The following is a 12,664-nucleotide window of genomic DNA, read 5'->3' on the forward strand; positions in this document are numbered from 1 at the left end:
CGGAGGTAATGTAGCACTCGCATTTGATCGATCAAATCAGCGCTTCCCGCCTTCTTGGAACGATCGAACCGCACCCGGACCCGTCGAGGAGGACGCATGGCACTGCCGACCGTCGAAGACGTGGCCCGCGCCGCCGGAGTCTCGCGCCAGACCGTCTCGAACGTGCTCAACAGCCCGTCGATCGTGCGGCCCGGCACCCGCGAGCGCGTCGAGAAGGCCATCGCCGACCTCAAGTACCGGCCGCACGCCTCCGCCCGCCGCCTGCGCACCCGCAAGTCGGGCACCATCGGCGTGCGGATGGACCGCGTGCTCGACGGCATCTCGGGCAGCCTGCTCGACCGGTTCCTGCACGCCGTGACCGAGCAGGCGGATGCCCGCGGCATGCGGATCCTGCTCTACACGGCGAGCACCCCCGAGGACGAGATCGCGCAGATCGGACGGCTCCGCGACGGGGCCGACGTGGACGCCTTCGTCCTCACCTCGACCTTCTACGGCGACCCGCGCACCGCGTGGCTCCGCGAGCAGGGCGTGCCCTTCGTGACGTTCGGCCGCCCCTGGGGGCTGGACGACCAGGGCGATCCGCAGCACCTCTGGGTCGACGTCGACGGCGCCTCCGGAGTCGCGCAGGCCAGCCGGCACCTCGCCGACGAGGGGTGCGCGACCGTCGCGTTCTTCGGCTGGCCGAGCGGATCCGCGACCGGCGACGACCGCCGCAGCGGCTGGGAGCGGGTCATGGGGGAGCGGTTCCCCGGAGTCGCACTGCTGCGGGCCGAGGCGGAGGACGACGTGCAGCAGGCCCGGTCCGCCGCGATCGCGTTCCTCGAGGCGAACCCCGCGGTCGACGGTCTGGTCTGCGTCTCGGACTCCCTCGCGCTCGGCGCCTCGATGGCCGCCGTCGCCGTCGGCCGCCCCGACCTCTCGATCGTCGGCTTCGACAACACCCCGGTCGCCGCCGCCGTCGGCCTCTCGAGCGTCGAGCAGGACCTCGGCGCGGTCGCGGCCGGCGCCCTCGAGCTGCTCCTCGGCGAGCGCGGCGACGACATCGTGCACCGCGAGCTCGCCTCCGGAGAGGCCCACCGCCTCGTCGAGCCGCACCTCGTCGTGCGGACTCCCCTCCACCTCTGACTCCCACAGCCCCGAGCACCTCCCGGTGCACCTCCCGATCACGAAAGGTCAGGCCATGACATCCACCTCCACCGCGGCACGCTGGGGTGCCGCGATCCTCGCGAGCGGCCTCGCGGTCACGCTCGCCGCCTGCTCGAGCGGCGGCTCCTCCTCCGATTCCTCGTCCGACGCCGGACTCACGGTCATGATCGGCTCGTCCGGTGACGCCGAGACGACCGCGGTCACCGATGCGGTGAACGCCTGGGGCGAGGAGAACGGCACGACGGTCGAGGTCGTCGCCGCCAGCGACCTGACGCAGCAGCTCGGCCAGGGCTTCTCGGGCGGCAACCCGCCCGACCTCTTCTACATGAGCTGGGACCAGTTCCAGACCTACGCGAGCAACCGCTACCTCGAGCCCTACGCGCAGGACGCCGGCAACGCCGACGCGTTCTACCCGGCGCTGCGCGAGGCGTTCACCTACGACGACCAGTTCTACTGCGAGCCGAAGGACTTCTCGACGCTGGGTCTCGTCATCAACACCGACCTCTGGGCGGCCGCCGGTCTCACCGACGCCGACATCCCGACCGACTGGGCGGGCCTCGAGTCGGCTGCGGCGAAGCTCACCGCGAGCGGAGTGACCGGACTCTCCTTCGGCGCCGAGTACGCGCGCATCGGCACCTTCATGAACCAGGCCGGCGGCTCGCTGCTGTCCGAGGACGGCGAGACCGTCACCGCGGACACTCCCGAGAACGTGGCCGGGCTCACCGAGGTGAAGAAGCTGCTGACCGACGGGACGCTGAAGTTCCCGGCCGACCTCGACTCCGGCTGGTCCGGGGAGGCGTTCGGCAAGGGCGCCGCCGCGATGGTCATCGAGGGCCCGTGGATCAACGGCGCGCTCGAGGCCGACTACCCCGACGTGAACTACACCGTCGCCGAGCTCCCCGCGGGCCCCGGCGGCAAGTCGACCTTCACCTTCAGCAACTGCTGGGGCATCCCGGTCGGCAGCGAGACGGCGGAGCAGGCGCAGTCGCTCGTCGAGTCCCTCACCGCCGACGAGCAGCAGCTCGCCTTCTCGGACGCGTTCGGAGTGATCCCCTCGACCGAGACGGGCGCCGCGGAGTACGCGACGAAGTACCCCGAGAACGCCGCCTTCGTGTCGGGCAACGACTACGCCGTCAGCCCGGTCGCCTTCGCGGGCGCCGCCACCGTGATCACCGACTTCAACTCGGCCCTCGAGGGCCTGGCGTCGGGCGACCCGGAGGCGATCCTCGCCGACCTGCAGACGAACCTGCAGGACGCGCTCGACACCGCGAACGCGAAGTAGCCGCGCGCCGGAGGCGTCGGGACCCGACCCGTCGCCTCCGGACGCCTGCACGATCTGCAGGCCCCCGTCCGATCTGCAGGCCCCTGCACGATCTGCAGGCATTCGCACCGTCTGCAGGCACCTGTCCGATCTGAAGGCATCTGCACGATCTGCAGGCGCTCGCACGATCTGCAGGGGATCCGCGAGATTCCGGCTCCTGCGAGCGGAGGAACGCGCTCGCCCGCGAGGATCCCCTGCAGATCGCACGTCGATCCCCTGCAGACGGCGCGACGTCCTGCAGATCGGCACCCCTGCAGATCGAACCGTTACCTGCAGAGCGAACCCCGCGCCCCGCCCCAGCTCCGCCCCGACACGTCGAAGGAGACGCATCGATGACCGCCCCCGCACCCGCCCGCAGGCGCCGCTCCGGCATCCGCGGGCACGAGGCCCGCTACGGCTGGCTCTTCACCCTCCCCGCGATCCTCGTCATCGGCGTCTTCCTCGTGCTGCCCATCGGCCTCGCGCTGTGGGTCAGCGTCAGCAACTGGAACGGCCTCGGCTCGCCGTTGGGTCCGACCGCGCAGTTCGTCGGCGCCGACAACTACCAGGCGGTGCTCACCGAGCCGGGCCTGGCGCAGAAGGACTTCGGCACCTCGATCCGCAACAACCTCTACTACGTGCTGCTCGTGGTGCCGCTGCAGACGGCTCTCGCGCTGTTCCTCGCGGTGCAGGTGAACCGGCGCATCCTGCGCGGGCGCGGGTTCTTCCGCACCGCCTTCTACTTCCCCTCCGTCACGTCGTCGATCGCGATCACCGTGATCTTCCTGTTCCTCTTCAGCGCGTCGGGCGTCGTGAACGCGGTGCTCGGCTGGTTCGGCGCCGACGGCCCCACCTGGATGGCCGACCCGTCCGGGATCCTGCACAGCGTCCTCGGTGCCGTGGGAGTCGACGGCTCCGGCCCGCTCGCCGCCGCCGCTCCGCTCGGCCTCACCTGGTGGGACTGGCTGTCGGGCCCCTCCGTCGCCATGTGCGTGCTGATCACGATGGCGGTGTTCACGACCTCGGGCACCTTCATGCTGCTGTTCCTCGCGGCTCTGCAGAACATCGGAGCCGAGATCGACGAGGCGGCGCTGATGGACGGAGCGGGGCCGCTCCGCAAGTTCTTCTCGGTCACCCTGCCGATGCTCAAGCCCACGCTGTTCACGGTGCTCACCCTCGGCCTGATCGGCACCTGGCAGGTCTTCGACCAGATCTACCTGACCGGAGGCGGCTCTCCCGGCAAGACGCTGCTCACGCCCGCGTTCCTCGCCTACGAGTCCTCGTTCACGGACCTCCGCTGGGGTCAGGGCGCGGCCATCGCGTTCATCCTCTTCTTCATCATCGTGGTGCTCACGCTGCTGCAGCGGGCACTGCTGCGCGACAAGGGCGAGCCCCGTACCCGCCGACGTCGCGCGGCCCGCGCCGACGCCGCCACGACCCTCACCACGGGAGGTGTGCGATGAGCACCCTGATCGACTCCGGCACCCGGGCCGTCGACGAGACGCCCGCCGCACCGCTCCCGCGCCGCCGCGTGCACCTCGGTGCCCGCGGACGCGCCTCGCTGATCGGCGGCTACCTGCTGCTGATCGCGCTCGCGCTGGTCTACATCTACCCGTTCCTGATCTCGGTGGCGTCGTCGTTCAAGACCGATGCGGATGCGACGTCGAACCCGCTGTCGCTGCTCCCCGCGACCTGGTCGTTCGCCTCGTACGAGCGGCTCTTCACCGATGTGCCGCTGCCGCTGTGGACCCTGAACTCGGTCATCGTGACCGTGTTCGTGACCATCGGGCGCGTCTTCTTCGACTCGCTCGCCGGCTATGCGCTGTCGCGGCTGAACTTCCGCGGGCGGGGCTTCCTGTTCGCGCTGTTCATCGGAGTGATGAGTGTGCCGGCGGTCGTCCTGCTGATCCCGCGGTTCCTGATCCTCAAGCAGCTCGGGCTCTACGACAGCTATGCGGGGATGATCGTGCCGCTGATCGTGGACGCGGCGGGCATCTTCATCATGAAGCAGTTCTTCGACTCGATCCCGCTGTCGATCGAGGAGGCCGCGCGGATCGACGGGGCCGGCGTGTTCCGCACGTTCCGCTCGATCGTGGTGCCCATGGCGCGGCCGGCGATCGTGACGCTGTTCATCCTGTCGTTCCAGGGCTCGTGGAACGAGTTCTCGCACTTCGTGGTCTCGCGGCAGTCGCCGGAGCTGAACACGCTGACGACCGGAGTCGCCTCGCTCGTCTCGGGGCAGCTGGGCACCGGCAACCAGTACCCGCTGCAGTTGGCGGCGGCGGTGCTGATGTCGATCCCGGTGGCGGTGCTGTTCTTCGTCTTCCAGAAGCGGATCATGAACACCACCGAGGGTGCCGAGAAGGGCTGACGCCGCGACTGCGGGCGCTGGCGGATCTCGATACGGCCGCTCCGCGCCCTACTCGATCAGCAGGGGGAGGCGGTGCCGCCTACTTCGCGAGGAACTCGAGGACGCGGGCGTTCCACTCCTCCGCGTGGCTGACGTTGACGCCGTGGGGGCCGCCCTCGACGACGTGCAGCTCGGAGCCGGGGATCGCCGCGTGGGTGCGCGCGCCCGAGCCCTCGAACGGCACGGTCGCGTCGCTGTCGCCGTGGATGACGAGCGTGGGGACGGTGACGAGCGGCAGGTCCTCGCGGAAGTCCGTGGTCGCGAACGCCGTCATGCAGGCGAGCGCGGCGACCTTCGACGACTGCTTCGCGAGGGCGAGCGCATCCTGGCGCTGCTGCTCCGAGACGACGAGCGTGCCCTTCGCCGAGAAGAACTGCGTGGTGAAGTCGTCGTAGAACGAGTCCTGGTCCTTGGTGAGACCGGCCGTCATCTCGGCGGCCTGGGACTTCTCGAGCGGGCCGTCCGGGTTGTCGGAGCCCTTCATCAGGTACGGCGGAACGGCGGAGGCGAACACGACGCTGCGCAGGCGCTCGGTGCCGTACTTCGAGAAGTAGCGGGCGACCTCTCCGCCGCCCATCGAGAAGCCGACCAGCGTGACGTCCTGCAGGTCGAGCTCGGTGAGGAGCGCGTGCAGGTCCTCGGTCAGCGTGTCGTAGGTGTAGCCGGTGAGCGGCTTGTCGCTGCGGCCGAAGCCGCGGCGGTCGTAGGTGACGACGCGGTAGCCGGCGGCGGTGAGCGCCGGGACCTGCTCCGACCAGGACTCGCCCGAGAGCGGCCAGCCGTGGATCAGGACGATCGGGCGGCCCGAGCCGCCGGTGTCGTCGACGTGGAGGTTCGTGTCCTTGAAGAGGCCGTGGTGCGCGGTGATCTCGGTCATGCGGGTTCTCCTTCCGGCGCCGTCCGTCGGCGTCGATGGTGGTTCGAAGGAGACTAGGCAGCCGGATGGGGAGAGCGCCCGGACGGCGGGGAGGCTTGACAACGGCCTCCCCGCTCCGTCGGGGATCAGGCCAGGTCGTCGACCGCGGCGAGGATCTCGTCGGTCTCGGTGCGGGTCGTGTAGTCGACGTGCACGTCGGCGAAGCGCACGACGCGGCCCGCGTCGACCACGAGCACGGTCGGGAACGGGATCGCGGGGGTGTCGTCCGCGTTGGAGTCCTTCACCGCGAAGCCGAGGGACGTGTGCGCGTCGATCGCCGCGTCGCTCGGAGCCGTCACGATGCCCAGGCGCCCGGCGAGGGTGTTGCCCGGGTCCGAGACGACGGTGAAGCCGAGCTCGCCGTCGCCCGTCGCCCGCGAGCCGTCGGCGGTCTGGGGGCTGATCGCCACGAACGCGACCCCGCGCTCGCGCAGGGCCGGCGCGAGGGTGGCGTCGTAATGGCGGAGCGTGAGGTTGCAGTAGGGGCACCAGGCGCCGCGGTAGAAGACGAGCACGGCCGCGCCGTCGCCCAGCACGGAGGACAGCGCGACGGACTCGCCGTCGACGGTCAGGACCGTCGCGTCCGGCAGCCCGTCGCCCGCCGAGACGGCGTGATCGGGCACTCCGGCCGAGACGAGGTCGGCCTGCTCGCCGGCGAAGACCGCCGCGAGGTCGTCGCCGATGGCGGCCGTGAATCCGGTGGTGAACTCGGTGGACTGCTGGCCGATCGTGGGGGTCGCGTTCGTGGTGGGCATCGTCGTCTCCGTCCGGCGCCCGCTGCTCGGCCGCTCCAGCGGCGATCGTAGGAGGGGCACCTCGACACCCGCAGGGGGGACGTCATGGTTCGTCACAGGCGGGGCGGCCGGGAACGAGGGACGCCGCCCCGGCCGAAGCCGGGACGGCGTCCCTGAGGGGTCGTGCCTACTGGAATCCGCCGCCGCGGTCCTCGTGGTCCTCGATGGGGTCGGAGTCGGGGGCGTCGAGGGTGAAGGTCACGTGGACCGACTCGCCGACCTCCTTCGCGGCGACGGCGGTGTAGACGAGGTGGGTCTCCTGGCCGTCCACCGCCGCGTAGACGTCCACCTCCTTCTCGTAGCCGCCGTCGGTGCTGACGCGGGTCTCGGTCTGCCCGTCGAAGGGGCCGCCCTGGAAGAAGGCGAGGTAGCTCTCGCCCTCGGCGAGTTCGCGGATGTCGTTGCTCATGGTCCAGGTCTACCACTCGCGGTCGGGCGTCCGCCGGGCCTTGCGGTGGCGACGGAGGAGCGGGCAAGAGTGCGCGAGGCTCACGGGTGCGCCGAGGGCGGCGCTCGGAGGCGAGAACGTAGGATGTCGGGGATGACGATCGGACGCCGCACCTTCCTCTCGGGAGCCGCCACGGGGGTCGGCCTCCTGGTCCTCGCGGGCTGCACGCCGCCGCGTCCGACGCCCACCCGCTCGGTGACGAAGGCGCCCGTGCCCACGCCGAGCACCACCGCCGTTCCGACGCCCTCGGCGTTCGTGCGCTCCGGCTGGGGCACCGATCCCTTCGCGCTCGGCAGCACCTCCTACCTGCCCGTCGGAGCGACTCCCGAGCACCGCGACGACCTCGCGCAGAACGTGCTCGACCGCGTCTTCTTCGCTGGGGAGGCGACCGACTCGTCCGAGCCGGGCACCCTGCAGGGCGCCTGGAACTCGGGCGTCCGCGCCGCCGGCGAGATCGCGGCGGTCGCGGGCGACGGAGAGCGCATCGCGATCGTCGGAGCGGGGCTCGCGGGGGCGATCGCGGCGCGCCGCCTGGTCGACGCGGGCTACGACGTCACCCTCGTCGAGGCGCGCGAGCGCACCGGGGGCCGCATCGCGACCACGCAGCCCGACGGCTGGCCCGTCGCGGTCGACAGCGGAGCCTGGGCGCTGGCCGGCGCCGGCCCGGCCCTGCGCGAGAGCGTCCTGGACGCGGGAGTGGGCACCACTCCGATCGACCTCGCGGCGATCCGCTCGGTCGCGCCCGACGGCTCCGTCCTCGACGTCGGCACGACCGGCGCCGACGCTCTGACCCGGGCGCTGGAGTGGGGGGCCGAGCAGTCCGAGGACGTGCCGCTCGCCGAGGCCTTCGCCGGGTCCGGTGCCGCCGACCCCGCCGAGGCGGAGGCGGGCAGCGGCGACGGCGAGCCCGAGCGGGTCGCCGCCTTCCTCGCGGGAGGTGCGGCGCTCACGACCGGAGCCGCCCCCGCGGAGCTCTCGTCCTGGTACGGGCTCGGCGACGCCTCAGCGGCGACCACGGCCCAGGAGCTCGACGACGACTCCGAGCGCGCGGACGCCGTCCTCACCGACGGCCTCGCTCCGCTCGTCGCGTCGCTGCTCGAGGACGTCGAGGTCTCGCTGCGCGCCGTCGTCAGCGGCATCGGCTACGACGAGGAGGGCGCCAGCGTCCGCCTCGCCACGGGGGAGTCGTTCTCGGCCGACCGCGTGCTGGTCACGGTGCCGATCGGCGTGCTCAAGACCGACGCGATCGTGTTCGATCCGCCCCTGCCGTTCGCGCACCGCACCGCGATCGCGGCGATCGGCTCCGGTGTCGTCGAGACGCTGTGGCTCCGCTTCGACGAGTCGTTCTGGGATGCGGACGCCGACGCGGTGTCGGCCGTCCGGTGGTCGCTCGTGGGCTCGGAGGCGGGCATCACGGAGTGGGTGAACCTGCAGCCGGTCACCGGAGAGACGGTGCTGATCGGCCTCGTCGGCGCCGATCAGGCGCTGTCGCTGCAGGCGCTCAGCGACGACGAGCTGCTCACGGTCGCGGTGACGGCGCTGGAGCCGTTCGCCGTCGTCCCCGACTGACCAGCTCGCGCAGCCTCGCGAACGGGCCGCGCCACTCCGCGGTGTGCGACTCGCCCAGCGGGCGGACCCGGCTGAGCGCGACGACGAACGCCGCGATGCCCGAGATGAGCCCGAGCACGATCACGTCGTAGACGACGTACATCACCGGGCCGTCGACCTGGTCGGGGTCGAGGAAGAAGTACGGGTACCAGCCGATGAGGGCCCCGCGGACCAGCGTGATGACGCCCCAGACCACCGGGAAGCCGAGCACGGTGAGGGTCGAGCGCCACGGCACGGGGCGCCGGCCGGGGCCGAGGATCCAGTCGAGCATCGCCAGCGTCGGGATCACGAAGTGCAGCAGCGCGCTCGACCACGGCACGTCGACGCGGACGCCGCGATTGCCTGCCTCCACGGCGATGAGGCCGAAGACGATGCCCGAGACCACCATGTAGGTCAGCACGAGCGCCCGCACGGTGCTGAGCCAGCGGGGCTCGCGGGTGCGGGCGAGGGCGACGAGCCCCGAGAGGCCGAGCAGGACGACTCCGGCCATGTTCGACTGCGTGGTGAAGTAGGCGAAGAAGTTGTCGATCTGGAACGCGCGGAAGCCGAGCGTGTAGAAGAAGTCGGCGACCAGGCCCACGACGCCCAGACCCGCGAGCGCGAGTCGGAGGATCGCGAACGCCTTCCGCACACCCGCTCCGATCCGTCGTCACCTGAGTCCGGCGGGCCGGACGTCCGTGCGATTCTACGGTCGCGCTCCTCCGAGCTCCCCCCGCGCGGGTGGTCCGGCGCGGGACCGGCTGTCGCTTCCCGACGCCCGCCGTCGCCGTCGGGATACCGTGGAGCATGCCGTTCACTCCGAGCCACGCCGTCGTCGCTCTGGCCTTCAGGAACGGCCGCATCCCCGCGAGCGCCGTGGCCTCCGGCGCGGTCATGCCCGACATCGGGATGTACCTGCCCTGGGAGGGGGCCCGCGCCGCGACCCACTCGCTCCTGGGCGTCGTCACGGTCGACCTGGCGCTCGGCGCCGTCGGGCTCGCCCTCTGGTTCGTGCTGCTCGAGCCCGCCTGGCGCGACCTCGCGCCGCGGATCGTGCGGATGCGCTTCCGTCCGCGTCGACCATCGCCCCGGGGTGCGCGCGCGTGGGTCGCGGCGCTGCTCCTGACGGCGGCCGGCATCGTGATCGGAGCCGCCACGCACGTGGTCTGGGACGCGTTCACCCACCTGTCCGGCGCGGGGGTCGTGGCGATCCCCGCGCTCGAGCGCGAACTCGGGCCGTTCCCGGTCTACAAGTGGCTGCAGTACGGCAGCGGGGTGCTGGGGCTCGTGGGCCTGGGCATCGGTGCGCTGGTCTGGTACGTCGCGCACCGGCCCCGCCCCCTCGCTCCCGACGGGCGCACCGCAGTCCGCCTCGCGGCCTGGTCGGTCGTGCTCGCGGCGGCCGTCGTGCCCGTCGGGATCGTCCTCGCGGTCGCGGGCTTCGATCCGCTGGCCCCCGAGTACCGCTCCTCGGTCGTCGACGCGGCTATCCTCACCGTGATCTGCACGGGAGGCGCGGCCCTCGCCATCGCGCTCCTGCACCGGCTCGTCGTGTCCCCGGCCCCCCACCTCACGGCGGGTGGGGATCCGTCGTGAGGAGGATGCGCAGGTCCATAGCCCGCCGATAGCGTCGAGATCGGCCCGTTGGGGCGGGCCGCCTTCGGGGGAAGGCACAAGGGGAAATCGAGGGCTCGCGGCCGATGGCCGCGGGCCCTCTATCCGTTCACGGGGCGGCGTCTCGCAGAACCTGGGCGGCATCGTGCCGCAGAACCCGCAGAACCTCGGTGGCGTCGTGCCGCAGAACCTCAGCTAGGAGTGCCGCTCGGCCACGATCGTGGCCGACGCCCCGTCTCGGCGGAGGTTCTGCGCCGGATCAGCGGCGCTTGCCGCCCTTCTTGGTGCGGACGGCTGCCGCGGTGCGGGAGTGGCTGCGCGGCGCGCCTTCACCGGCAGCGCCCTTGGGCAGCACGGACGCCGGAGGGATCGGCCGGCGGGTCACCGGGCGCACCGGCTCGCCGCGGCGCGCCTGGCCCGGGATCGGCCGCGAGCGGCGTCCGTAGATCAGCTCGGACGAGTCGAGCAGCCACGGCACCAGCGCCACGGTCACCCCGTGCACGAGCAGCAGCTTCTGGCGGATACGGCGCGACTTGTGGTTGTGGAGGAACGACTCCCACCAGTGGCCGACGATGTACTGCGGCATGTAGACGGTGGTGATCTCGGACCCGTGCTCGAGGCGGTGCGCCTTGATGTACTTGATCAGCGGGTACGAGATGTCGCGGTAGGGCGAGGCGACGCAGCGCAGCGGCACCTGGATGTCCATCCGCTCCCAGTCGGCCTTCAACTGGGCCGTCTGGGCGTCGTCGATGGAGGAGTGGACGGCCTCGAGCGTCTCGTGCCGGGCGGCGATGGCGTAGTCGAGCGCCTTCAGCGTCGGCTTGTTCATGCGGCCCACGAGCACGATCGCGTGGTCGCCGTTCGCTCCGAAGGTCGTGGTCGGGTCGACCTCGATCTCCTTCTCGACGTCGCGGTAGTAGCGGTAGACGCCGGCCATCAGGACGCCCAGGATCGGCATGACCAGGTAGACGAGCCAGGCGCCGTGCGTGAACTTGGTGATCGTGACGATCACGAGGACGACGAAGGTCAGGGCCGCTCCGAAGAGGTTGATGCCCAGGCTCGTGTAGACGGTGCGGGAGCCCTCGCCCTGCTTGATGAGCCGGATCCAGTGCTTCACCATGCCGGTCTGCCCGAGGGTGAACGAGACGAAGACGCCGATGATGTACAGCTGCACCAGGCTCGTCAGCGAGGCCTGGTAGACGAGCAGGATGATCGCGGCGACGAGCGCGAGGATGATCACTCCGTTGGAGTAGATCAGGCGGTCGCCGCGGGTGTTGAGCGACTTCGGGGCGAAGCCGTCGCGGGCGAGCACGGAGCCCAGCAGCGGGAAGCCGTTGAAGGCGGTGTTCGCCGCGAGCAGGAGGACCGCCGCGGTCGCCGCTTGGATCACGAAGAAGAGGATCGAGCCGTTGCCGAAGGTCGCGGCGGCGACCTGCGCGATCACGGAGCGCTGCGGAGTGTCCTCGCAGCCCGCGAAGCCGACGAGGTGGCACGCGTCCTCGGCGTAGTGCACGTCCGAGACGAGGGCGAGCGCGGTGAGTCCCACGAAGAGCACGATCGCGATGGAGCCCATCGCCACGAGGGTGCGCTGCGCGTTCTTCACCTTCGGGGCCCGGAACGCGGGCACGCCGTTCGAGATCGCCTCGACGCCGGTGAGGGCCGCGCATCCGCTGGCGAACGAGCGCAGCAGGAGGAGCACCACGGCGGCCTGGGTGAGCTCCTCGGCGCGGACGGTGTAGCCGGCCGACTCCGCCACCGGCGCGTCGCCCAGCAGGGTGCGGACGAGGCCGACGACGACCATGACGAAGACGCTGACGACGAAGAGGTACGTCGGGATCGCGAACGCTCTGCTCGACTCCGAGACGCCGCGGAGGTTCACCGCGGCGAGCAGCACCACGAAGAGGATCGCGAGCTCGACCCGGAGCGGCGCGAGCTCGGGGACCGCGGAGATGATGTTGTCGACTCCCGAGGCGACCGAGACCGCCACGGTGAGCACGTAGTCGACCAGGAGCGCGGAGGCGACGGTGAGGCCGGCCGTCTCGCCGAGGTTGGTGCGGGCGACCTCGTAGTCGCCGCCGCCCGAGGGGTAGGCGCGGATCAGCTGCCGGTAGCTCAGCACCACGACGAGCAGCAGGACGACCACGCAGGCCGCGACCCACGGCGCGAAGGTGAGGAACGAGAGCCCGCCGAGCAGCAGGATCATCAGCAGCTCCTGCGGCGCGTAGGCCACGGAGGAGAGCGGGTCGCTGGCGAAGATCGGGAGCGCGAGCCGCTTCTTGAGGAGCTGGCCCTCGAGCTTGTCGCTCGAGAGGGGCTCCCCGATGAAGAAGTGCTTCGCCGTCCGCAGTTCGCCGGCGTCGGAGGCGGAGGCCAGCGCGTCGGACCCGGGGCCCTCTTTAGTCACGAGCGACGACATTACTCCGTGCGCAAGGCGAGTCAAGCCGTCGGG

General features: G+C 71.3%; 11 protein-coding genes. 6 read left to right on the plus strand and 5 right to left on the minus strand.

What is annotated here, in order from left to right; genetic code table 11:
• Window positions 1-96: 96 nt before the first annotated feature.
• The 4 genes from LRG51_RS18360 to LRG51_RS18375 all read left to right on the plus strand — a co-directional run bounded on the left by LRG51_RS18360 (window position 97) and on the right by LRG51_RS18375 (window position 4,817).
• Window positions 97-1,125, plus strand: coding sequence for a LacI family DNA-binding transcriptional regulator (locus LRG51_RS18360; RefSeq protein WP_230674127.1), 1,029 nt, complete (start codon window positions 97-99; stop codon window positions 1,123-1,125).
• Window positions 1,126-1,180: 55 nt separating this feature from the next.
• Window positions 1,181-2,428, plus strand: a complete 1,248-nt coding sequence (locus LRG51_RS18365) for a sugar ABC transporter substrate-binding protein (protein ID WP_107573756.1) — start codon at window positions 1,181-1,183, stop codon at window positions 2,426-2,428.
• Window positions 2,429-2,799: 371 nt separating this feature from the next.
• Complete coding sequence (locus tag LRG51_RS18370) at window positions 2,800-3,909, plus strand: carbohydrate ABC transporter permease (RefSeq protein WP_230674128.1); 1,110 nt, start codon at window positions 2,800-2,802, stop codon at window positions 3,907-3,909.
• Window positions 3,906-4,817 carry a carbohydrate ABC transporter permease gene (locus tag LRG51_RS18375; RefSeq protein ID WP_055789292.1) on the plus strand — a complete coding sequence of 304 codons (912 nt, stop codon included), beginning with the start codon at window positions 3,906-3,908 and terminating at the stop codon, window positions 4,815-4,817. The genes LRG51_RS18370 and LRG51_RS18375 overlap by 4 nt, the downstream gene beginning before the upstream one ends.
• Window positions 4,818-4,896: 79 nt before the next feature.
• Here LRG51_RS18375 and LRG51_RS18380 read toward each other — a convergent pair whose 3' ends face one another.
• The 3 genes from LRG51_RS18380 to LRG51_RS18390 form a co-directional block, all read right to left on the minus strand.
• On the minus strand, window positions 4,897-5,733 hold the full coding sequence (locus LRG51_RS18380) for an alpha/beta fold hydrolase (RefSeq protein WP_230674129.1): 837 nt from the start codon (window positions 5,731-5,733) through the stop codon (window positions 4,897-4,899).
• Between the two features lie 125 nt (window positions 5,734-5,858).
• Window positions 5,859-6,527 (minus strand): peroxiredoxin-like family protein, encoded by a 669-nt coding sequence (locus LRG51_RS18385; RefSeq protein ID WP_230674130.1) that lies wholly within the window; start codon window positions 6,525-6,527, stop codon window positions 5,859-5,861.
• Window positions 6,528-6,693: 166 nt separating this feature from the next.
• Window positions 6,694-6,975 (minus strand): hypothetical protein, encoded by a 282-nt coding sequence (locus tag LRG51_RS18390; protein ID WP_055789301.1) that lies wholly within the window; start codon window positions 6,973-6,975, stop codon window positions 6,694-6,696.
• 132 nt (window positions 6,976-7,107) lie between these two features.
• Here LRG51_RS18390 and LRG51_RS18395 point away from each other — a divergent pair, with 132 nt between their 5' ends.
• Entirely contained in the window at window positions 7,108-8,583 is a 1,476-nt protein-coding gene (locus LRG51_RS18395) for an NAD(P)/FAD-dependent oxidoreductase (RefSeq protein WP_230674131.1), read from the plus strand.
• Here the strand turns inward: LRG51_RS18395 and LRG51_RS18400 are convergent.
• Window positions 8,534-9,253, minus strand: a complete 720-nt coding sequence (locus LRG51_RS18400; RefSeq protein WP_055789305.1) for a Pr6Pr family membrane protein — start codon at window positions 9,251-9,253, stop codon at window positions 8,534-8,536. The two genes, LRG51_RS18395 and LRG51_RS18400, sit on opposite strands and share 50 nt — an antisense overlap.
• Before the next feature lie 155 nt (window positions 9,254-9,408).
• Here LRG51_RS18400 and LRG51_RS18405 point away from each other — a divergent pair, with 155 nt between their 5' ends.
• A complete protein-coding gene (locus tag LRG51_RS18405; protein ID WP_230674132.1) occupies window positions 9,409-10,197 on the plus strand; it encodes a DUF4184 family protein in 789 nt (262 codons plus the stop codon).
• 277 nt (window positions 10,198-10,474) lie between these two features.
• Here LRG51_RS18405 and LRG51_RS18410 read toward each other — a convergent pair whose 3' ends face one another.
• The gene (locus tag LRG51_RS18410; protein WP_082481122.1) at window positions 10,475-12,631 is read right to left on the minus strand and encodes an APC family permease; all 2,157 of its coding nucleotides are present in this window, start codon (window positions 12,629-12,631) and stop codon (window positions 10,475-10,477) included.
• Window positions 12,632-12,664: the final 33 nt, after the last annotated feature.

It is taken from the genome of Rathayibacter sp. Leaf248 (assembly GCF_920939495.1).
GTDB classification, from domain to species: domain Bacteria; phylum Actinomycetota; class Actinomycetes; order Actinomycetales; family Microbacteriaceae; genus Rathayibacter; species Rathayibacter caricis.